General features: G+C 72.0%; 16 protein-coding genes. 11 read left to right on the plus strand and 5 right to left on the minus strand.

What is annotated here, in order from left to right; genetic code table 11:
* Positions 1-2: 2 nt before the first annotated feature.
* Complete coding sequence (locus ACFOX0_RS20460; RefSeq protein WP_377548334.1) at positions 3-3,071, minus strand: alpha-mannosidase; 3,069 nt, start codon at positions 3,069-3,071, stop codon at positions 3-5.
* 403 nt (positions 3,072-3,474) lie between these two features.
* Between ACFOX0_RS20460 and ACFOX0_RS20465 the strand changes: the two genes are divergently transcribed.
* A complete protein-coding gene (locus ACFOX0_RS20465; protein ID WP_377548336.1) occupies positions 3,475-4,137 on the plus strand; it encodes a GNAT family N-acetyltransferase in 663 nt (220 codons plus the stop codon).
* Positions 4,138-4,556: 419 nt separating this feature from the next.
* Complete coding sequence (locus ACFOX0_RS20470; protein ID WP_377548338.1) at positions 4,557-5,261, plus strand: hypothetical protein; 705 nt, start codon at positions 4,557-4,559, stop codon at positions 5,259-5,261.
* Positions 5,262-5,381: 120 nt separating this feature from the next.
* Here the strand turns inward: ACFOX0_RS20470 and ACFOX0_RS20475 are convergent, their stop codons facing one another.
* Entirely contained in the window at positions 5,382-6,119 is a 738-nt protein-coding gene (locus ACFOX0_RS20475) for a metallophosphoesterase family protein (RefSeq protein ID WP_377548340.1), read from the minus strand.
* Positions 6,120-6,246: 127 nt separating this feature from the next.
* On the opposite strand from ACFOX0_RS20475, the gene ACFOX0_RS20480 reads away from it, so the two are divergent.
* The gene (locus ACFOX0_RS20480; RefSeq protein ID WP_377548343.1) at positions 6,247-7,392 is read left to right on the plus strand and encodes a helix-turn-helix domain-containing protein; all 1,146 of its coding nucleotides are present in this window, start codon (positions 6,247-6,249) and stop codon (positions 7,390-7,392) included.
* 162 nt (positions 7,393-7,554) lie between these two features.
* Positions 7,555-7,812, plus strand: coding sequence for a hypothetical protein (locus ACFOX0_RS20485; protein ID WP_377548345.1), 258 nt, complete (start codon positions 7,555-7,557; stop codon positions 7,810-7,812).
* A gap of 343 nt (positions 7,813-8,155) precedes the next feature.
* Here the strand turns inward: ACFOX0_RS20485 and ACFOX0_RS20490 are convergent, their stop codons facing one another.
* The 3 genes from ACFOX0_RS20490 to ACFOX0_RS20500 all read right to left on the minus strand — a co-directional run bounded on the left by ACFOX0_RS20490 (position 8,156) and on the right by ACFOX0_RS20500 (position 11,444).
* Positions 8,156-9,208 carry a LacI family DNA-binding transcriptional regulator gene (locus ACFOX0_RS20490; RefSeq protein ID WP_377548347.1) on the minus strand — a complete coding sequence of 351 codons (1,053 nt, stop codon included), beginning with the start codon at positions 9,206-9,208 and terminating at the stop codon, positions 8,156-8,158.
* Positions 9,209-9,239: 31 nt separating this feature from the next.
* Entirely contained in the window at positions 9,240-9,443 is a 204-nt protein-coding gene (locus ACFOX0_RS20495) for a hypothetical protein (RefSeq protein ID WP_377548349.1), read from the minus strand.
* 477 nt (positions 9,444-9,920) lie between these two features.
* Positions 9,921-11,444 (minus strand): FGGY-family carbohydrate kinase, encoded by a 1,524-nt coding sequence (locus ACFOX0_RS20500; RefSeq protein ID WP_377548352.1) that lies wholly within the window; start codon positions 11,442-11,444, stop codon positions 9,921-9,923.
* Between the two features lie 87 nt (positions 11,445-11,531).
* Here ACFOX0_RS20500 and ACFOX0_RS20505 point away from each other — a divergent pair, with 87 nt between their 5' ends.
* From ACFOX0_RS20505 to ACFOX0_RS20535, 7 genes are all read left to right on the plus strand, one after another.
* Positions 11,532-12,386, plus strand: a complete 855-nt coding sequence (locus ACFOX0_RS20505; RefSeq protein WP_377548354.1) for a DeoR/GlpR family DNA-binding transcription regulator — start codon at positions 11,532-11,534, stop codon at positions 12,384-12,386.
* A gap of 122 nt (positions 12,387-12,508) precedes the next feature.
* Positions 12,509-13,303 (plus strand): zf-HC2 domain-containing protein, encoded by a 795-nt coding sequence (locus ACFOX0_RS20510; RefSeq protein WP_377548357.1) that lies wholly within the window; start codon positions 12,509-12,511, stop codon positions 13,301-13,303.
* Positions 13,304-13,371: 68 nt separating this feature from the next.
* Entirely contained in the window at positions 13,372-14,175 is an 804-nt protein-coding gene (locus tag ACFOX0_RS20515) for an ABC transporter ATP-binding protein (RefSeq protein ID WP_377548359.1), read from the plus strand.
* Positions 14,172-15,554, plus strand: a complete 1,383-nt coding sequence (locus tag ACFOX0_RS20520) for a hypothetical protein (RefSeq protein WP_377548361.1) — start codon at positions 14,172-14,174, stop codon at positions 15,552-15,554. Before ACFOX0_RS20515 ends, ACFOX0_RS20520 begins: the two co-directional genes overlap by 4 nt.
* The gene (locus tag ACFOX0_RS20525; RefSeq protein WP_377548363.1) at positions 15,551-16,165 is read left to right on the plus strand and encodes a hypothetical protein; all 615 of its coding nucleotides are present in this window, start codon (positions 15,551-15,553) and stop codon (positions 16,163-16,165) included. The genes ACFOX0_RS20520 and ACFOX0_RS20525 overlap by 4 nt, the downstream gene beginning before the upstream one ends.
* A gap of 389 nt (positions 16,166-16,554) precedes the next feature.
* Positions 16,555-19,677 (plus strand): glycosyl hydrolase family 95 catalytic domain-containing protein, encoded by a 3,123-nt coding sequence (locus ACFOX0_RS20530; RefSeq protein WP_377548365.1) that lies wholly within the window; start codon positions 16,555-16,557, stop codon positions 19,675-19,677.
* A 62-nt stretch (positions 19,678-19,739) separates the two neighbouring features.
* Complete coding sequence (locus ACFOX0_RS20535; protein WP_377548367.1) at positions 19,740-22,442, plus strand: RICIN domain-containing protein; 2,703 nt, start codon at positions 19,740-19,742, stop codon at positions 22,440-22,442.
* Positions 22,443-22,489 lie beyond the last annotated feature (47 nt).

A 22,489-nucleotide genomic window follows, 5' to 3' on the forward strand; every position in this document is an offset into this window, starting at 1 on the left:
TACTATGCCGCAAACCCGTCGGTCGGACGGCCCGCTCCGTCCCCGGTGGGGCGCAGCCGGAGGGTCACCACCTGGAACGCCGTCAGCGCGACGTCGACGGTGTTGCCGTCCAGCACGACCGGCGCCAGCGCGGCGACCTCGTCGTCGCGGCGTTCCAACAGGTCGACCACGTCCACGGCGGCCACGTCGAAGGAGGCGCTGACCCGGGCCCGGGCCCGGCCGCCGAGTGACTCGTACAGCCGCACCACGACGTCACCGGAGCGGTCGTCGGCCAGCTTCACCGACTCGACCACGACCGCCGGGTCGGTCACCTCGACCAGCGGGGCGACCGGTCCCGCGCCCAGGTGCCGGCGTACCGGCAGGTTGGCCCGGTAGCCCTCGCGGACCGCGTCGGCGATCTCGGCGCCGCACACCAACGCGTACCCGAAGGAGTGCGTGCCGCGGTCGGTCTGCGGGTCGGGGTAACGCGGACCGCGCAGCAGCGACAGCCGGACGGTGGTCGGCTGGGCCCCGCGCGCGTCGCCGGGCGGCCGGCGGGTCACGTCGTGCCCGTACGTGCCGTCGTTGACCAGGGCCACGCCGTAGCCGGGCTCACCGACGTGCAGGAAGCGGTGCGCGCAGATCTCGAACCGGGCCGCGTCCCAGGACGTGTTGGTGTGCGTCGGCCGCTGCAGGTGACCGAACTGGATCTCCGAGCTGGACCGGTCGGCCTGCACGTCGACCGGGAACGCGACCTTGAGCATGGTCTCCCGCTCCTGCCAGTCCACCTCGACGGTGAACCGCAGCACCCGCTCCCCGGCGGCCAGCGACACGGTCTGCGCGTACGTCGAGTCCCGGTCCCGTCGGGTGACCCGGACGGCGGCCCGGCGGGGGTCGTCGTCCGACACCTCGATCTTGGTGTGGTCGGTCAGGTCGCGGCGCCGGTTGCGGTAGAAGTCCTCCACGTCCCAGGCGTCAAAGTTGTTGGGCGTGTCCGGGTGCAGTTGCAGCACGTTCGCCGCGGCGCCGGCCGGCAGCACCTCGCGGTCGGCGACCAGGTCCCGGATCGCCGCCACCGTCCCGTCCGGGCCGATCAGCACCCGCAGCAGCCCGTTGTCCAGCACGGTGCCGTCGGCCCGCGCGCGCACCGACACGTCCGGCGCGTCGGCGGGCACCGCAGCGGCCAGCCCGAGGGCCGGCACCCCGTCCCGGTCGTGCGGCGCGGCGTTCGCCGTCAACGGCACCTGCCCGGGCCCGGCCAGCGCCGCGAGGGCGGCGCCGATCAGGCCCTCCAGCCGGTCGGCCAGCCGGGCGTACGTCTGCCGAGCCTCGCGGTGCACCCAGGCGATCGAGCTACCGGGCAGGATGTCGTGGAACTGCAACAGCAGCGTCTCCCGCCAGATCTCGTCCAGCTCGTCGTACGGGTACGGATGCCCGGCGCGCACCGCCGCGGCGGCCGACCAGAGCTCCGCCTCCCGCAACAGGTGCTCGGTGCACCGGTTGCCGCGCTTCATCGCCACCTGGCTGGTGTAGGTGCCGCGGTGGTACTCCAGGTACATCTCCCCGCTCCACACCGGAGCGTCCGGGTACTCCCGCTCCGCGTCGGCGAAGAACTCGGCGGGGGTGCGGATGGCCACCCGGGGCGACCCCTCCAGGTCGGCGACCCGCCGGGCCGTCTCCAGCATCTCCCGGGTCGGACCGCCGCCGCCGTCGCCGTACCCGAAGGGCAGCAACGACCCGGTGGCCCGGCCGTGTTCGGAGAAGTTCCGCACCCCGCGCGCCAGGTCCTCGCCGGACAGCTCCGAGCTGTACGTGTCGGCCGGCGGGAAGTGGGTGAAGACCCGGCTGCCGTCGATGCCCTCCCACCAGAAGGTGTGGTGCGGGAACCGGTTGGTCTGGTTCCAGGACATCTTCTGGCTGAGGAACCAGCGGAACCCGGCCAGCCGGGCGAGCTGCGGCAGGGCCGCGGAGTAGCCGAACGAGTCGGGCAGCCACACCTCGCGCGGCTCGACGCCGAACTCCTCGGCGAAGAACCGCTTGCCCTGGGTGAACTGCCGCACCATGGCCTCGCCGCCGGGCATGTTGGTGTCCGACTCCACCCACATCCCACCCACCGGCAGGAACTGGCCGGCGGCCACCTTCTCGGCCACCCGGCGGTAGACCTTGGGGTGGTGCTCGCGCAGCCAGGCGTACTGCTGGGCGGAGGAACAGGCGAAGATCAGGTCCGGGTACTCGTCGGCCAGCGCCACCACGTTGGAGAAGGTGCGGGAGCACTTACGGATGGTCTCGCGTACCGGCCAGAGCCAGGCCGAGTCGATGTGCGCGTGCCCGACGGCGGTGATCCGGTGCGCGCTCGGTACGGCGGGGGAGGCGAGCACACCGGCGAGGCGGGACCGGGCGGCGGTGGCTCCGCCGGAGACGTCGGCGACGTCCAACTCGTCGAGCATCACCTCCAGGGCCCGGCGGATCTCGTGGTGCCGAGGGTCGGTCTCGGCCAGGGTCAGCGCCAACTGGTGCAGCACCTGGACGTCCAGCACCAGCGCGTGCACCTCCTCGTCGAGCACCGCGAGTTCGGCCCGGTCCAGCCGGTAGAGGGGCTTGTCGCCGGCGGTGTCCGGATCGCCGAGCGCGGTGACGCTGCCGTCGAAGCGCGGGTTGGCGGCGGCCTCCACGTACACCTCGACCCGCTCGCCGCCGACGGCGGGCCGGGCCACCGGTACGTAGGCCGTGCGCGGCTCGATGCCCTTGATCGGCGTTCCGTCGGCGGTGTAGGCGAGCCCTTCGGACCGGAACCCCGGCCCGGCCTTCTCGAAGCCGAGATCCACCAGCAGCTCGACCCGGCCGCCGCGCATCCGGTCCGGCACCTCGCCGGTGAACCGGAACCAGGTGGTGCTCCACGCCCGCCCCCACGGCTGTCCCACCGGGAACGGGTCGTAGCTCAGGGCCAGCCCCTCGCTCGCCGGTACCGGTTCGCCGGGCAAATGCGCGGCTTCGACCCGGACGGGTTCGGTGTCCCGGTAGAGCGCCGGGATGAGTCGTAGCGCAAGGGTGCGTTCGATCCGCAGGGTCAGGCTGGACAGCGACCGGTGCATCCGAGAACTCCGCAGGGGGGCTTGGGGGATTCGGCTGGGTATGGAATCGTGACCATACCCGCAAGCAGTCAACCGCGACCAATGTCAACACCGTCAAGGTGATCAACTGAATGCGGGCGATGTGGGCGTCTTCCGCAATCGCGGGGCCGACTTTCTGGCATCGATCCCACCAACTGGAAGAGTCGATCACCGCGTGATCAACATGCCCGCTCCCCGCAACGACTGGCCCTCACCCCCCTCGCCTGCCGTCCCGGAACCCGCGCCCCCCTGCGGCCCTGGGTCGACATCGCCGAGGCGGCCACCCTCGCCGCCCACGGGTTGCGCGACGGGCCAGTCACCCCGCCGCCGTCACGCGTCGGTAAACCCGGGTGCGGCTGGGAGACGGGCCGGCTACCGTCCGGCCATGCCGCACGCCTATCCGCCGCTGAACGTCGAAATCCGCGCGCCGCGAGTGACGCTGGCCGGCGCGTCCGACGCACTGCTGGAACGTCTCGTGCCGCTGGTGCGGGCCGGGGTCGCCGACGCCGAGCCGTGGCCGTTCGACGACCCGAGTTCGCTCTACGCCGACAGCCCGGAACGCGAGTGGCGTTGGCTGCGCGGCATCTGGGCCGGCCGGGCCAAGGTGAGCCCGGATGCGTGGCGGCTCTACTTCGCGGTGCTCGTCGACGGCGAACCGGTCGGCATGCAGGACCTCATCGGCACGAACTTCACCCGGTTCGGCACGGTGTCCAGCTTCTCCTGGCTGGCTCCCGGCAGCCGGGGGCAGGGGTACGGCACGCAGATGCGGGCGGCGATCCTGCACCTGGCCTTCGCCGGGTTGGGCGCACGGGAGGCCGGCAGCGACGCCTTCGTCGACAACGAGGCGTCCAACCGGGTCTCCCGCGCCCTGGGCTACGAGCCGAACGGCACGGACTGGGACACCCGCCGCGGCGAACCCGCGCAGATCCAACGCTGGCGGCTCACCCGGGAGACCTGGGACCGGGTCCGCCGCGACGACATCGAGCTGACCGGCGTCGAGCAGTGCCGACCCGTCCTGGGCATCGGCCAGGGCGGCCACGATCGCTGACACTTTCTCGGTCGCCTCGTTGGCGTGTCGCACCGAAAAAGTGCCAGCGTCTCGAGATGCGTCTTGTCCGGTAGCTGATTGTCATGATCTGGCTACGGAAGGAACTCTGCGTGGAGTGAGCTGCTCTCTGCTGGTAGGAATAGAGAGAGGGTCATTCGATTGGCTCCACGCACGGTCGCCGGTCTGGTGGTGACAGTCGTCTGTGGACTCGCGTCGGCGGTGGCGTGCCCGCGACCGCAGGCGGCGGGTGCTGCCGGACGCTGTCGTCCCGTCCAGGCGAACGACTACTCGGCGCCGGAGGGCATCAGTGCCGACGGTCGGTTCGCCCTCTTCGCGTCGCTGGCGAGCAACCTGATCCCCGGGGCAGGCGCGACTGGCACCTGTACCTCCGCGACCTGAGGCGGTGCGACACCGAGTTGGTGGACGCCACCGTCGCCGGTGGCGTACCCCCGGCAGGCATCGACCGGGATGCCCACCTCAGCGCGGACGGCCGCTACGCCGGCTTCAGCAGTTCCGCGACCGACCTCGTTCCCGGTGCTACGAACGGCGTGGGCCAGGCGTACCTGCGCGACCTGAAAGGGCGGACCACCGAACTGATCAGCGTGGCCGACGACGGAGGTCCGGGCGACGGCCTGTCGTACGTGGCCGGGGTCAGCGCGAACGGGCGTTACGTGCTGTTCGTGTCCCACGCCCGCAGCCTGCTGCCGGGCGCGCCACCACCCACCCTCCGGAACGTCTACCTGCGCGACCGCTGGCAGCGCAGCACGCGTGTGGTCGCCACGGTGCCGCCGAACTCCATGGCGCCCGGGTGGTCCCCCCACCTGAGCCCGGACGGCCGCTACAGCCTGGTCGACCTGGTCCCGACCCGGCCGATCGGGGAGACCCGGTGGCTCAGTTATCTGATCGACAACATCTTCGGCACCGACAGCCAACTGTTGAGCGTTTCTGTCGACGGTGGCTGGCCGAACGGCAGCACGTACAGCTTCGGGTCCAGCTTCGGTGGCCGGTTCGTGCTACTGAGCTCCGATGCCGGCGACCTCGTCCCTGGTGACACCAACAACGCCAATGATGTGTTCGTCCGGGACACGGTGGCCGGCACCACGGTACGGGTCAGCGTTGGCTGATCGACAGAGGCCGGTCGGCGGGCGGACGTGTCCGTCCGCGACGTCGGCTCCGGGCGGTGGCGTCGAGCGCGCCGCCGCCCGGCTCTGCGATGGAACGGCCCGGCCCGCCGTTCGTCAGGATCAATTCCGACCGGTACGGAGTGCTCTGGCCACATCCGGACGGCCGAGGCGCTCGGCGAATCCGGCGGCCCGCTCCCACGGGTATTCGACCGAGCGGAACTGCACCTCCCACCGCCCGGTCGCGTCGTCGAGCAGCGCATATCGTGCATGTGGGGTGCCGGCGGCCATCTCATGGCGGTACGGCTCGTCGTCGCGGTAGGCCGGCCAGCCGACGCTGCCCGGATTCACTACCAGCGGGCCGCCCGGTAACTGCAACGACCCGGCGATGTGTGTGTGCCCGCAAAGCAGCAGCCGGTACCCGGACACGTCGCCGACTCGCTCCTCCACCTCCGCCGGGGTGGCCGGGCGGGCCCCGGCCGGCTCGACGGTGTGCATCAGATATTGCAGGTCGTCGGTGGGTGTGCCGTGGAATGCCAATACCTGTGGCGCTGGCTCGAACGTCATCGGCAGCGAGGCCAGCCATCCCCGGTGTCGTGGGGTGAGGAGATCGTCGGCGATCCGGTCGGTCATGCCCATGCTCTCCCTCGGGAGGGTCAGCAGCTGCCGTTCGTGATTGCCCCGGACCGTCGGCAGCCCCAGCTCGATGAGCCGATCGGCGGTGTCGGCCGGCTGCACGTAGCCGGAGAGGAGATCACCGAGGTTGACCGTCATATCGGCGCCGTCGGCGGCGATCGCCGCCAGCGTCGCCTCCAACGCCGGCAGATTCCCATGCACATCGGAGATCACCGCGAGCCGCATTCCGTCGAGCCTAGAACAAGGCCCACACCTCGCAAGCTCTTACCAAGGGCCGTTTCCTCGGCGTCCACCTTTGTGGGCTGTGCCGGAGTATCGTCGTTCTTCAAGGCAGACCACTCCGATCTCCGGGATGGATCGCATGAGCTTCATCGGCCAGCAGATCTATGATCTTCGGACGGACCGGGTGCCGCGCCTGACGCAGCGAGAGTTGGCCGAGCGGGCCGGAGTGAGCGTTGATCTGATCCAGAAGCTGGAGCAGGGCAGGAAGGCAACCGCGAAGATCACGACGTTGACGGCGATCGCTCGCGCGCTCGACGTCGACCTGTCGGCGCTGCTCAGCCGGCGGACGTTTCTCGAAGGGGTGCCCGATGACGGCGGTTTGCTGGCGTTGCGCCGAGCGATCACGCCCGTGCTCGATCCGGCGGCCCCAGGTGGATCCGTAGAGGAGCTGTCGACGGCGGTGGCGGATGGGTGGCGGGCGTACTGGAGCGGTGATTACAAAACGCTCGCCGGCACTTTGCCGCAGGTCATCGAGGGAGCCCGGGCGGCCGATGCGCGTGACCAACTCGCGGAGGCGCAGCAACTCGCATCGTGTGTTCTGGTGCATCTGGGGCACAGCGACCTTTCGCTGATCGCCGTGGGAAAGGCGCTGGAGGTGGTGGAAGATCCGTTGCTGCGTACCGCGATCGTCGGCACCCACTCCTGGGTTCTGCTCAATCAGGGACGCTCGGATGAGGCCTCGGTGCTCGCGGTCGCCGAGGCGGACGCGATCGAGCCACGCCGGAAGGCGAGAGCCGAAGAGGTCTCGCTGTGGGGAAACCTCCTCGTGACCGGCGCGACGGCGGCGGCTCGCGACGGTAGGTCGGACGAGGCGCGGGATCTCCTTCGTGCCGCGCATGGTGCGGCCGTTCGGATCGGTGAGGACCGCAACGACTACCAGACCGCGTTCGGAGTGTCGCAGGTGGTCATGCAGGGCGTTGACGTGTCCGTCGTCGCCGGCGATTACGTCAAGGCGCTCGACACCGCCCGCCGAATGCCGAAACGCTCGCAGCTTCCACGAGCGGCCCAGGCGAGGCATATGACCGACGTCGCACACGCCCACGCGAAGCTTGGCCACTTCCGGGAGGCGGAGAATTTGCTGACACGGATCGAGCAGTTCGCCCCACAGTGGATTCGCTATCAGGTGTTCGTCAAGGCAGTGCTCGCGGAAGTCCTCCAGCGCGGGCGGCCCACCTCGAAGACGCGCACTCTCGCTCGCCGCCTGGGCGTCGGGTAGGACAAAACGTCCGATCCGCACCAGCGACATCCGTCGACCACGGATGATTCATCCGTTCCGCTCCGATCACGCTCGGCTCTACCTTCGGTTGCGGAGCGCGTCGGGCGGCTTGCGATGTGACGTCTGGTCGGCGCGCTCCCTCCAACGATTTAAGGGGGCGCGGTGGTCCGTGATGGCGAATGGTTGGTTCCGACGAATCAACAGACTGAATTACAACGGCTTCGGGAGCGGGTCGAGGAATTGGAGAAGGCGTTGGCTGCGAGCCAGCTGGCGGCTCTGGAGGGCCGCGCCCGCCTCGGTGTCATTGCCAAGATCGTCCGGGACGACGCCCGGTGCATGCGGGCACCGTCGGTCTCGTTCGGCGCGGTTCGGGCCGCTCTGTTCGCGGAGCGTCCCGGCAAGATGTTCGACGGGTGGTAGTGATCCCGCGCCGGGCCGGTGACGTGCTGCTCCCAACCCGGATCGCTGACACTTTCTCGGTCGCCTCACCGGCGTGCCGTACCGAAAAAGTGCCAGCGTCTCGGGTCACCGGCCGTCGCGGTGGCTCAGGCCGGGGGCCATGCGTGGGCATGGTGGCGTCGGAGGAGTCGTGGTCGGGTTCGGTGTGCCGGCGGCCGGCCGGGGCGGCCGGGAGCGGCGACTCCGTGACCGCGCCGTGCGGGCCGTCGGCGAGGTCCCACTCGATCAGGGCGCCTCCTCCCGGGTGGCGTCAAGGGAGGGCCCGCGTGGGGATGTCGGCAGTTGCCGACCGGTGGGCGGCGGGTCAGCGGCGGTTTGTCGCCGGCGGGGCGGTCGAGCCGCGGCTGGCCACGGTGGCCGAGAGCAGGACGGTACGCACCGGCGCGAGCGGCGCCTGGATCCGATCGAGCAACTGCGAGATGGCGGCCTCACCGAGCGCGACCGGATCCTGGGCGACGGCGGTCACCCCGGGCCGGACCAGGCTCATCCACGCCACGTCGTCGAAGGACACCAGACTGAGTTGTCCCGGGATGGTCAGATCCAGCTCGGCGGCGGCCCGCCAGACGGCCTCGGCCAGGACGTTGTTGGCGGCGAAGACCGCCGTCGGCGGCTCCGACCTGCTCAGCAGCTTGTGCGCCTCGATCCGGGCCGCGTCCACGTCCCAGCCGGCGGTCACCACCAACGATTCGTCCAGCGGCACCCCGGCGTCGGCGAACGCCGTCCGGTAGCCGGCCAACCGGTCCCGACCGGTGGTCCAGTGCATCTCGTCGATCACCAGCGCGATACGGCGGTGACCGAGGTCCAGCAGTTGCCGGGTGACGGTGCGGGCCGCGTTCGCGTTGTCCACCACCACGGCGTCGCAGGCGCCGGCGGAGAACTGCCGGTCGACCTCCACCACCGGAATGCGCTGCCGGGCCAGATAGCTGCCGATCTCCGCCGAGACGGGCGTCACGATGACCCCGGCGACCCGCAGCGCGACGAACGCCTCGGCGGCCTCGGCCTCCACCGTCGGTGATCCGCCGTCGTCGGCCAACATCATCGTGTACTGCCGCCGACGGGCCTGTTGGCTGATGCCGGCGGCGAGCCCCGCGTAGAACGGGTTGCTCAGGTCGGACACGAGCACGCCGATCGACCGGCTGGCCTGCTGGCGCAGGTGACGGGCGGTGGCGTCGGGCACGTAACCGAGCCCACGGGCCACCTCCCGGACCCGGTCGCGCACCGGCGGGGCCACGTAGCCGTTGCCGGTCAATGCCCGGGACGCGGTCGACCGGGAGACCCCGGCGGTCTCGGCCACCTCCCGGATGGTGGCCCGGCGGGTCGGGTACGACCCGTCGGGTGCCGTCCGCCCTTGTTTCATGTCGCCACCTGTTCAGCCCTCGTCCGGCAGCCTACGGCTGTCGCGTCACCGTCGCGTCGACCGTGGGCTCCGTGACGTCCACCAGTGCCTCCGCGTGCTGGCCCAGGTGCAGATCCCCGATCCGGACGTCGGCGGCCAGTCTCGCCCGGCGCTGTGCCGGCGCACCGATCGTCACCTCGGCCTCGATCTCCTCCTGGCCCGACGGGGGCAACGAGATCGTCACGACGTCCGGCACAGCGACCCAGCCTACCGGTAGCACGAGACGGACCACCGCCTTCTCGGGGAGGGGTAACGGATTGCTCAGGGTCACCACGAAACGCGTGACCGTGCCGACCGGCACCCGGCGGTGGTACGGGCCGATCCGAACCAGTACGCCGTCGGCGTCGGCGGCGTACTCGTCGAGCGGGAGCAGGTCGTGGTGGATAGGTGAGGTCGTCCGCCGCGAGGATCAGGCCGCACCCGGCGGGCAGCAGTCCGTCGCGTACCCGGTCGAAGCCCAGCGTCCGGTCGATGAGGAACCCGGACGCCAGCGGCCCCAGCGCGCGGGCCACGGCGGTCTTGAAGGTGATCAGCCCGTCGTCGTCCGGGCGGCCGGCGCCCGCGTCGGCGAACATCGTCCGCAGGCTCTCCCGCTGGTCCATCGCCACCATGGCGAACCCGCCCGACGGGCGGGCGATGGCCGCCAGGGTGGGTGTGCGGTCTCCGGTGTCCGTCACAGGCCCTTCTCGCCTCGCGGCGGTGTGGTGGCCGCCGCGACGAATCGCGCGTACGGCTGGTCGTAGTCGGTCCCCGCGCCCGCGACCGTGGGTCCCGGCTCGTGGCGCAGGGCCGGCACCACGGCTCCCAGGAAGCCGGCACGGACGGCGGCGACGAGGGCCGCGCCGGCCGCCACCGGCTCCGCGGCCGGCACCACCCGCAGCCGGCCGGGCAGCACGTGCGCCTTGACCCGGACCCAGGCCGGGTTCGCCGCGACGGCCCCGCCGAGCAGGGTCACCGTCGGCGGCGTCGTCCGCCCGGCGAGCCGGGCCTGCTCGGTCAGCATCCACCGGGTCTGCAGGCACAGCCCTTCGAGCATCGCCCGGGCGAGTTCGGTACGACCGTGCGACGGGCGTCGCCCGAGCACCCGCAGTCGTGCCTCCGGGTCCGGTGCGGGCGTCTGCCGGCCGGACAGGTAGGGCAGGACGGTCAGGTCGGTCGGTCGGTCACCGGCGGCCAGCACGTCGTCGAACAGCGCGGCGGCGATGGTGCCGTCGGCCTCGTGCCGCAGCCACCAGTCGACGACGGCTCCGGCGCTGGACGATCCGGCCAGGATCGCCCGGTGCCGGCCACCGATCGTGACGACGGAACTCATCCCGGCCCGACCCACCTCGACCGGGTCCGGGGTGCCGGCCACGACGGACATGACCGCCTCGGCCGTACCGAGCGAGTCCGCGACGTCACCCGGCTCCTGCACGCCGCAGGCGTACGCGCCGACCGCGTGGTCGTGCCCGGCCATCACCACCGGTGTGCCGGCCCGCAGGCCGCAGGAGACGAAGTCGGGATCGCGTACCTCGGCGGCGGCCCGGTCCGGCGGTGTCACGGTGGGCAGTTGCTCCGGCCGCAGCCCCACCTCGGCCAGCAGGTCGGCGTCGAAGGCGTCCGGCACCGGCTCGCCCGGCCCGGGCAGGCGGTAGGCCATCGTCCGGCCGGCCAGCGTGTGGTCGGTGGACAACCGGCCGGTGAGCAGGTGGCCGGCGAGGTCGGCCACCCCGGCCCAGCGGGCCATGGCGGCCCAGGTGTCCGGTCGGTCGGCGCGCAGCCGGGCCCAGGTGGCCAGCGGCACCTTCGCGCTCGGCCGGACGCCGGTGGCCCGGACCAGGTGCGCCCAGCCGAGCCGGCGGGTCAGCGCGTCCGCCTCGGCGCCGGCCCGGTGGTCGGTCCAGCGCAGCCACGGCCCGAGCGGCTCACCGCGTCGGTCGAGCGGCACCCCCGTCTCGGCCATCGAGGCGATGCCCACGGCGTCCGGCGGCGGCGAACCGGCGAGCACCTGCCCGAGCAGGCCGAGCAGGACGGGCCGGACGGCGCGTGGCTCCGGGGTCGGTGCCGCGGCGACGGCCCGCACCCGCAGGTCCGACTCGCCGACGGCGACCAGGGTGACCTTGGTGTTGGTGGTGCCCAGGTCGATGCCCACAGCGAGGCAGCCCACACGGGTCGGGTCGCGTGGGGCGTCGCACGGGTCGGCCGGGGTGCCGTTCACGCTGCCATTGTGTTCGTTCTCGAACGAACGGGCAAGACCAATTGTGCGTAGATTGACAAACGTGCCTCGCGCGGTTTGGATGGGCGGGTGCGTTACACCCAGGCACCCGAGCGCCGCCGCGAGCTTCTCCGTCGGGTGGAGGACGCCGGGTACGTCTCCTCGACGGAGGCGGCGGTCGCGCTGGCCGTGTCGGAGATGACCATCCGACGCGACCTGCGGCAGCTCGCCGCGCAAGGGCTCGTCAACCGGGTCGCGGGCGGCGCGAGCCTGCCCACACCGACCGCCGGCGCGCCGTTCGAGCAGCGGCGGGGCGCGGCCATGACGGAGAAGGAGGCCGTCGCGCGGGCGGCCGTGCCGCTCGTCACGTCCGACGCGGTGGTGGCCCTCGACGCGGGCACCACCGTCGCGGCCCTGGCCGCCCTGCTGCCCGGTGGACTCACCGTGGTCACCCACTCCGTACCGGTGATCCAGACCTGTGTCGGGCGGGCGGACCTCGAACTGATCGCGTTGGGCGGCGCCTACCACGGCCCCACCCGCTCGTTCACCGGTCCGATCACCCGGACCAGCCTCGGCGACCTCGCGGTCGACGTGGCGGTGCTGTCGGCGACCGCGGCCGGGCCGGCCGGCGTCTACTCCGCGAACGCCTCCGACGCGGACACCAAGCGGGCCATGGCCCGCATCGCCCGCCGCGTGGTCCTGCTGCTCGACCACGGCAAGCTCGACGCCCGCGCGCCGATGCGGTTCATGGACCTCGCGGCGGTGGACGTGGTCGTCATCGACGGGGGAGTGGCCGGCGAACAGTTGGCCATGCTCCGCGCGCACTGCCGGCAGGTGGTGGTCGCGCCGCTGTCCGGGGCGGCGCCGGCCCGGGTCGACGGCGACCTCCCCGGCGCTCCGCCGGTCGCCCGACGGCCCGCTCGCGCCGCCGTGGCCGGCCGATGAGCGGCCCCTGGCTGATTTCCCGCTGGCGAGAACCGTTCCGGGACGCCCGTCGTCCTGCCTGATGTGAGAAGAAGCGTGGGCGGGTTCGGTCCGGGTGAGCCGGCGTGCCTGGCGGTGCGGCGGTGAGCACTCATCCCCCGACGGTTCTGGTCGCGCGGTACGCCGTGGGTGGCGCCCACCTCGACGACGCGTCCGTCTGGGCGGTGGAGGCGCACCTGGAGGGCTGCGCGGCCTGCCGGACGGTGCTGGCCGAGGCCGTCGATCCGGACACCCGCGCCCTGCTGGACCGGGTCGCCGGTCGGGTGGCCGCGGGCGTCACCACCGGTCCGGGTCCGGCGGGCCGGCGGCGGACGCGGCGCACCGGAACCGCCACCCGGATGCTGCCCTGGTTGGCGATGGCCGCCGCGCTGATGATGGTCGCGGTCGTCTTCGAACAGACCGTGCACGCCCTGCCGTCGGTGGTGCTGCTGGCCGCGCCGGTGGCGCCGTTGCTGCCGGTGGCCGCCGTGTGGAGCCGGCACACCGACCCCGCGTGGGAGTTGACCGCCACGGCGGCCCGCGCCGGGCTGTGGCTCCTGCTGCGCCGCACGCTCGGGGCGCTGCTGGCGGTCGTACCGATTCTCGCGGCCGCGGGGTGGTGGACCGGGCACTCGCCGGCCTTGTTGCTGTTGCCGTGTCTGGCCTTCACCGCGGCGAGCCTGGCACTGGGCGGGTTGGTCCCGGTGGACCGCGCGGCGCTCGGGCTGGCCCTCGGCTGGTCCGCCGCCGTCGTGGTGCCGAGCCTGTCCACCGAGCGGCTCCCGGCGCTGCTGCAGCCCGGCAGCTCGCCCGGCTGGGCACTGCTCACGGCGGTGTTGCTGGCCGTGGTGCTGGGCCGGGCGGCGGCCGGCCGCCGACTCGGCGCCGGCCGCGGCTGATCCGTGACCCGACGGCGGGTCGCGGCACTTCTTGCGAACGACGGAACCACCTGACGAATGGAGACACCATGATTCGCGCGGTGAGCGCGGCGGAAACCGCACCCACCACATACCCGTGGGCGGTACGCGCCGAGGGGTTGGTCGTCCGGGCCGGACGACGACTGGCCGTCAACGGCCTCAACCTGACGTTGGGCGACGGGGTGCACGGCCTGCTCGGTCCCAACGGCGCCGGCAAGACGACCCTGATGCGGGCCCTGGCGACGGTGCTGAAACCGGCCGGGGGACAGCTGAGCCTGCTCGGCGACGACGTGACCGGGCGGGCCGACCTGCGCCGGGTGCGCCGCGCCCTGGGCTACCTGCCGCAGCACTTCGGCTTCTACCCGCGGTTCACCGTGCGCGAGTTCGTCGAGTACATGGCCTGGCTCAAGGAGATGCCGAAGGCGGTCATCCCGGGTGCGGTGCAGCGGGCCGTCGAGCGGGTCGGCCTGGCCGACCGCGCGGACTCCCGGATGAAGACCCTCTCGGGCGGCATGCTGCGCCGGGCCGGCATCGCCCAGGCGATCGTGAACGACCCGCAGGTGCTGCTGCTCGACGAGCCGACGGTCGGTCTCGACCCGGAGCAGCGCCTCGACTTCCGGGAACTGCTGCGCGAGATCGGCCTGGACAGCTGCGTCCTGGTCTCCACCCACCTCGTCGAGGACGTCGCGGCCGCCTGCACCGACGTGGTGCTGATCGACCAGGGCCGGCTGGTGTGGCAGGGCAGCGCGGCGGAACTGGCCGAACGTGGCCGGGACGGCGGCGTCGGCGACAGCGCCACCGAACGGGGCTACGCGGCGTTGCTGCGGGCCTACCGGGGGCAGGTGTCGGCATGACGGGCCGCATTCTGCGCATCGAGCTGCGCCGTTCGGTGGCGGTGGGGTTCGCCCTGCTGTCCCTGGTGGTCGGTACGGCGTTGCTGCTGTCCGCCACGGGTCTGTTCGCGGGACGGTGGATGCAACTGGCCATCGCCACCCGCACGATGCTGGTGGTGCTCTGGCCGTTGACCCTGGCCGCCGGCGCGTGGCTGGGCAGACGCGACGCCCGCGCCCGGGTGGTCGAGCTGTTCGCCAGCACCGCCCGGCCGCGGTGGCAGCGCGTCCTGCCGGCCGCGGTCGCGCTGGCGGCCACGGTGGTGACCGGGTACGTCCTGATGTTCCTGATCGGGACCGCCTGGGTGGTGCCCAGCTCCCGGTACTTCCCGGTCACCGCGTTGGCCGTCGTCGCGGTCGGTGCGGTGTCGCTGGTCGCCGCCGGGTGGCTCGGAATGGCCGCCGGTCGGGCCATGCCCCGGCTGATCACCGCCCCCGCGCTCGCCGTGCTCGGGATCCTCGTGGTGGGCCTGCTGCCCGACTACGTGTCCTCCCGCAACCTCGTCGACCCCGCGGCCGACCCCGACCCCGCGGCCCTGCTGCTCAACCCGGCCTACGGCGGCAGCCTGCACGATTTCCAGACGGTCGCCGCCCGGGTCAACCTGACCCAACTGCTGTGGCTGGCGGCGCTCGCGGGCACCGGGCTGTTGCTGGCGGCGGCGGCCAGTCGCCGTTCCGTGGCGGTTGCCGTGCTGCCGGCGGTGCTCGGCGCCGGGCTCGCGGTGCCCTTTCTACCCGCCGGCGGCTACGACGCGGCCGCGGTGGCCGACCCGGGTGCCGTCGAGCCGGTCTGTGACGACGACGGCCCGCAGGTCTGTGTCGCCCGGGTGCACGCCGCGTTGCTGCCGGATGTCACCGGTCCGGCCCGCCGGGTCCTGGCCATGATGGCTGCCAAGCTGCCCGACGCGCCCACCCGCGCGATCGAGACGTCACGGGTCCCGGACTCGGGACGGGCGGTACGCGCCGGGGTGTCGGTCCGGCACGCGGCCGACACCGTCGTCTTCGACAGTCCGACGATCGGGTCCACCGGCCACGCGGAGTTCGACGACGACTTCCTGTCGCAGCTGCTGGAGGCGCCCTGGCGACAGGAGTGCCGCGACGGGCGGGACGACATCGACGCCTACCTCTTCCGACTGGTGGCGGCCGACTGGCTGGCCGGCCAACCGTTGACCCCGCAGGACTGGTGGAACCCCGAGGAACGGGCCCGGGCGGAGCGCGCCCACCAGATCCTCACCGGCCTGCCGGAGCCGGAGCAGCGCCGGCGGATGGCCGCGGCCCGGGACGCCGCGCTCGCCTGCCGACCGGGTGACCTGCTGCCGATCCTGACCACGGGTACGCCGTGAGGTGGCTGCGGCTGTACCTGCGCTCCCGTCGGATCCCGCTCGCGCTGCTCACCGCGACCGTGACGAGCACGCTGGTGTGGGCACTCTGGCTGGCCTTCAGTGACCGGCCGGTCATCGGCACCCGGTTCGTGAGCCTCACCGTGACGCTCGCGGTGACCGCGTTCGCCGCCACCCTCGCCGGCGCCGACGACGAACTCGATCACACCGCGGCCACCAGCTGGCCGGTACGTCGCGCCGGGCACCTGCTGCTGACCGCGACCGCGATCATCGCGCCGCTGCTGCTGAGCACGGTCACTCACGCGCGCTTCGCGCCCCTGGCCGTTGTGGTCCGGGACACCGCCGGCATTCTCGGGCTCACCGCCCTCGGCGCCGCCCTGGTCGGCGCGGCCTGGTCCTGGCTCGCGCCGTTGGTCTGGACCCTCGTCACGGTCGTGCCGTTGTTGGATCCCGACGCGGGGCCGCACATGCGGGTCGTCGTCTGGTCGATCGAGCCCGCCGGGTCGACGGCCGCGGCCGCCTGCGCGGGCGTGCTGGCGGTGACCGGGGTGCTCGCGTACGCGGTCCGGGGTTGTCCCCGCCGGCCGGCCGCCGCGACCGTCGCCGACGGCTGACGCCGCACGGGCGCCGGGCCGGCACCACCCGGGCAGGGGCCCGGGCCGGGTGGTGCCGGATTGGCCAGCCGATCCCACCGCGCTTGGTGGCGATAAGCCTATACATCTGATGGTTCCTGCGGGGCGTTCGCGGCGGAGGTGGGGTTCGACGGCGGCCGTGGCGGGCGGGACGTGGCCGGCTTCGTCGGGGTCGGAGGTCGATCCGTGGCGGGCGGGGCGGACGCATCGACCCGAGCCCACGTTACGACATTGACACATGACGATGACATCTCTAACATCTTATGTCTGAAGCATCGATGATCAAAGATGGGTTGCCGTGCGGCGCTGTCCGGCCCCTCAGGTGATGGCTGCCCCCCTTCCGCGACCGCGACCACCATGGAGCGATCAAGATGTCCGAACTGACCCGACGGCAGGTGTTGCGGCTCGGCGCGGCCGGGGCCGGAGCGGCCCTGGTTCCCCTGCCGTGGACAGCGACGGCCCGGGCCGCGGCGGCGCCGCCACCGGAGGTGCCCGCCGCGAACGACCTGGCACTGTGGTACGACCAGAGCGCCGGCACGGACTGGCTGCGCGCCCTGCCGATCGGCAACGGACGGCTGGGCGCGATGGTGTTCGGCACCGTCGACACCGAGCGGTTGCAGCTCAACGAGGACACCGTCTGGGCCGGTGGGCCGTACGACCAGAGCAACCCGCGGGGCGCGGGGGCGTTGGCGCAGATCCGGCAACTGGTCTTCCAGAACCAGTGGAGCCAGGCGCAGAGCATGATCGACCAGAACATGCTCGGCAACCCGTCCGCGCAGCTGGCGTTCCAGCCGGTCGGCAACCTGCGGCTCACCGTCGGCAACACCACCGGGGTCTCCGGGTACTACCGCTACCTGGACCTGACGACGGCCACCACCGCCGTGTCGTACCAGCAGAACGGCGTGCGGTTCCGGCGCGAGATGTTCGCGAGCGCGCCGGATCAGGTGATCGCCGTCCGGCTGACCGCGGACCGGGCCGGCTCGATCACCTTCTCGGCGCGGTTCGACAGCCCGCAGCGCACGACGGTGTCCAGCCCGGACAACACGACGGTGGCCCTCGACGGCGTCTCCGGTGACCAGCGAGGGCTGGCCGGCAAGGTGAAGTTCCGGGCCCTGGCCCGGGTGGTCGCGGACGGCGGCAGCGTCAGCAGCTCCGGCGGCACCGTGCAGGTGCGGTCGGCCGACAGCGTGACCGTGCTGATCTCCATCGGCACCAGCTACGTCAACTACCGGGACGTCGGCGGCGACCACCAGGGCATCGCCGCGCGCCACCTCACCGCCGCGGCGACCAGGACGTACGACGACCTGTGCGGCCGGCACGTGGCCGACTACCAGCGGCTGTTCGGCCGGACCACGCTCGACCTGGGTCGTACCGCGGCGGCCGACCAGCCGACCGACGTGCGGATCGCCCAGCACGCGAACGCCAACGACCCGCAGTTCTCGGCGCTGCTGTTCCAGTTCGGCCGGTACCTGCTGATCTCCTGCTCCCGTCCCGGCACCCAGCCAGCCAACCTGCAGGGCATCTGGAACGACTCGCTGAGCCCGGCCTGGGATTCGAAGTACACCCTCAACGCCAACCTGCCGATGAACTACTGGCCGACCGACACCACCAACCTGTCGGAATGCTACGAGCCGGTGTTCCGGATGATCAACGACCTCACCGTCACCGGCGCCCGCACCGCCCAGGTGCAGTACGGCGCCCCCGGCTGGGTCACCCACCACAACACCGACGGCTGGCGCGGCTCGTCGGTCGTGGACTTCGCCACGTCGGGCATGTGGCAGACCGGTGGCGCGTGGCTGGCCACGATGATCTGGGACCACTACCTGTTCACCGGCGACCTCGACTTCCTGCGGCAGTACTACCCCGCGATGAAGGGCGCCGCGCAGTTCTTCGTCGCCACGCTGGTGCCGGAGCCGACCCTCAAGTACCTGGTCACCAACCCGTCAAACTCCCCGGAACTGACCCACCACTCGGGCGTCAGCGTCTGCGCCGGCCCGACCATGGACAACCAGATCCTGCGTGACCTGTTCACCGGCTGCGCCCGGGCGAGCGAACTGCTCGGCGTGGACGCCGACTTCCGTACCCAGGTCCTGGCCACGCGGGACCGGCTGCCACCGATGAAGGTCGGCTCGCGCGGCAACATCCAGGAATGGCTCTACGACTGGGTCGAGACCGAGCAGAACCACCGGCACATCTCGCACCTCTACGGACTGCACCCGAGCAACCAGATCACCAAGCGCGGCACCCCGAGCCTGTTCACCGCCGCCCGCCGCACCCTGGAACTGCGCGGCGACGACGGCACCGGCTGGTCCCTCGCCTGGAAGATCAACTATTGGGCGCGGATGGAGGAGGGCGCGCGGGCGCACAACCTGATCCGGCTGCTCGTGACGACGGCGAAGCTCGCGCCGAACATGTTCGACCTGCACCCGCCGTTCCAGATCGACGGCAACTTCGGCGCCACGTCCGGCATCGCCGAGATGCTCCTGCAGAGCCACAACGGCGAACTGCACGTGCTGCCCGCGCTGCCGCCGGCCTGGCCGAAGGGAAAGGTGCGGGGTCTGCGGGGCCGGGGCGGCCACACCGTGGACGCCACCTGGAGCGCCGGCGGCCCCGACGAGATCATGCTGCGGCCCGACCGCGGCGGTCCCGTCACCGTCCGGTGCCGGATGTTCACCGGCACGTACCAGATCACCGACACCACGACGGGCGAGGCGGTCCCGGTCGCCAGGCCCGAGCCGGACGTCGTCGTCCTGACCGCCCAGGCCGGTCACACCTACCGCTTCGCGGCGCAGCAGAAGACCATCGTCGGTGCCACCGTGTACGCCGACGTGAACTACGCCGGCGCCAGCGCCGCGCTGGCCGCCGGTGACTACACCACCGCGCAGTTGCAGGCCGCGGGCATCGGCCCGCGCACCATCTCGTCGCTCCGGGTCACCGCCGGCTATCAGGTCACCGGCTACGCGGGCGACAACTTCACCGGTACGAGTTGGACGTTCCCGGCCGACAACGCCGACCTGAGCGCCACCGGCAACAACGACGCCATCGCCTCGCTGAAGGTGACCACCGCGTCCACGCCGCCGTCGGCGTACGTGCGGATCGCCAACGTCAGCACCGGGCTGGTGCTGGACAGCGGCGGGAACGTCGGGTCCGGCTCGGTGCTCAAGCAGTGGAACTGGGACGGCAGCAACAACCTGCAGTGGCAGCTGGTCGACCTCGGTGGCGGCTGGTACCGGCTGGTCAACCGGACCAACGGCATGGTGGTCGACAGCGGGGGCAACAGCGCCAACGGCGCCAACGCCGTGCAGTCGCCGTGGAACGGCGGCAACAACCAGCAGTGGCGGCTGGGCGACACCGGGAGCGGCCGTTACCAGATCATCAACCGTGGTACCGGTACCGCCCTCGACGGCATGGGCAACAGCACCGCCGGCTCCACGGTGGGCCTGTGGACGCCGAACAGCAGCACCAACAACCAGTGGACCGTCAGCACCCTCTGACCACCCGTCGGACGGCGGGAACGGACCGTTGTGATCGCGGGACAGTTCCGGAGAGGCCAGCCATGCACCGAGAAAACTCGTCGCCGTACCGGTGGCTCGCCGGCGGCTCGGCGGTGGTGATCGCGTTCGTCGTGGCGATGGTCGCGGTGCGGCCTGCGGCGGCGGAACCCGCCGTCGCGGCCGATCGCCCTGCCGCGGCGGCGGCCGAACCCGTCGCGACGGTCGCCGCCGCGCCCGACGGCGTCGCCGCGGGCAACGGCGCGATAACCTCGGTCGACCTGGCCGGCACCTGGAGTTTCACCCCGTCCGGCCGGGGGACCACGTCGATCACGGTGCCTGGTGGCGGCTGGTACAAACAGGGCTTCACCGACGTCAACGAGGCGGTGTACACGCGCAGCATCACGGTGCCCGACGCCGGCCGGCCCCAGTCCACCTGGATCGAGTTCGGTGCGGTGAACCACCAGGCGACCCTGTCCGTCGACGGCCGGACGGTCGGTACCCGGATCACCTCCTTCACCCCCTCGGCCTTCGACATCAGCGCCTACGCGGCACCGGGCACCACGCACACGGTGACGGTGGCGGTGAAGGGCCGGGGCGCGTTCCGCAACGGCTCGGGAAAGTACCTGGTCCCGGTGGCGGCCGACTGGTCCGAGGCGGTGCCGCAGGGCATCTACCGGTCGGCCTTCCTGCGGGTCTACCCGGCGGTGTACGTCAGTGACACGTTCGTCCGCACCTCCGTCGCGGACCGGACCCTCAGCTACGACGTGTCGGTGACCAACACCTCGGACGCCGCCAGGTCGGTGACGCTCAGCGGTTCGCTCGCCGCGGACGGTACCGGGTCGTTCGACTACCCGGCCCTGCCCACCAGCACGGTCAGCGTGGCGCCGCACTCCACCGCCAAGGTCACGGTCGGTCCGGTCCCGTGGAACCTCGGTGCCGCCTCGTACTGGTGGCCCAATGTCCCCTACCGGCAGGGGTACCGGGCCCAGTTGCACCGGCTGGCGGTGCACGCGGTGACCGACGACGGTCGCACCAGCGACGCCGGCTACCGGTTCGGGTTCCGGCAGAGCACCCAGAACGGCGAGTACTTCTACCTCAACGGGGTGCGGGTGAACTACCGCGGTGACAACCTCCAGGGCGCCGACTACGACCGGATCAACAACGGCGGGAAGGGCGACGCCTTCGACACCCTGCCCGGATTCCTGGCGCCGTCGGCCGGCAACGGCGGGTGGCCGCAGGCGGTCGACAACTACCAGCGACTGAACTACAACGTGGTGCGGATCCACCAGGAGCCGGCCAGCCCGTACATGCTCGACGTCGCCGACGAGGCGGGACTGATGATCATCGACGAGACGGGCATCCGCGGTGGCGCGCAGGACCTGGTCGCCGGGCGCGACAACTCGGTCAACCATGCCCGCGCGCTGACCCTGCGGGACCGCAACCACCCGGCGGTCGTGCGGTGGAGCCAGGCCAACGAGCCGAGCTTCGGCAACGACTCGGAGCAGTTCGAGCAGGATCTCTACACGGCGATGAACGGCAACGACGGCACCCGTCCGGTCAGCATCGACGCCGCGCCCGGTGCCGACTCGCCCAGCCGGTACCCGAACATGCGGTACGCCAACTTCGCCGTCTTCGCCCACTATCTCGACGGTGTCGGCCGGTACGGCGAGGCCGTGAACCCGGTGGTCGGCCGACCGGACGGCGAGGGCGAGTACGTCTGGTCGGCGTGCAACACCAGGCAGGGCTTCGAATGGTTCGCCACGGCGACGGCGGCCAAGCGCGGCAAGGACGCCGCCGACCTGCGGCCGTACACCCTGCTGTCCGCCTGGGTCGGATTCGTTCCCGGCGTGCGTACCACCGACCTCGTGCCGGAGGAGGGCGGTCACCCGGTGTACGGCGCCGACAACCTTGCCGATCCATGGAGCAACCCGCAGATCCAGCGCGTCCAGGCGGCGTTCAATCCGGTCGCCGCGATCGACCTGCCCTACTGGTCCGCCTCCGGTGCCTCCGACGGCAACGGAAGCTTCCCGCTGCCGCAGGCGGTTCCCGGCTACCCGGCCAACGGAACGGTCACCCGGAACGTCACCGTCTTCAACGACGACCTCGACGGCACCACCGTCGGTTTCGCCTGGACGGTTCGGCAGGACCGGCCCGACGGGCCGGTGATCGCGTCCGGGAACAGCACGCTGACCGTCCCGCTCGGCACGCGGGTCAGCCAACCGGTCTCCTTCACCATGCCGGCCGGCGGTAGCCGGGTCTACCTGGTCCTGTCGACGAGCAAGAACGGCGCCACCGTCTTCACCGACGCGGTCGAGTACTTCACGGTCGGTGGCGGGGGTGGGACCGGCCCCGCGGATGGCACCTACCGGGTCGTCAACCGCAACAGCGGCAAGCCGCTCGCCGTCGCGGGCGGTTCCACGGCGGACGGGGCCAAGGTGGTCCAGCAGAGCGGCGCCGCCACCTGGTCGGTCAGCGCGGCCCAGGGCGGCGCCTACACGCTGCGCTTCACCGGCAGTGGCAAGGCGCTCGACGTCAACGGCGGCAGTTCGACGGCCGGGTTGCAGTTGCAGCAGTGGACCGTCAACGGCGGTAGCAACCAACTGTGGTACCTGCGGCCCACCGGTGACGGCTACTACACCATCGTGGCCCGGGACAGCGGCCTGGTGGCGGACGTGTCCGGCCAGGCCACGACGGACGGTGCCGCGGTCGTGCAGTGGACCGCCAACGGCGGAGCCAACCAGCAGTGGCAACTGATCCGGGTCTGAGGGAAGACCTCCCGACCTGAACGGACGAGGGTCGTGCCGGGCGCCGG

Origin of the sequence: Micromonospora zhanjiangensis (genome assembly GCF_042650605.1) — a bacterium.
Classification (GTDB): Bacteria; Actinomycetota; Actinomycetes; order Mycobacteriales; family Micromonosporaceae; genus Micromonospora_J; species Micromonospora_J zhanjiangensis.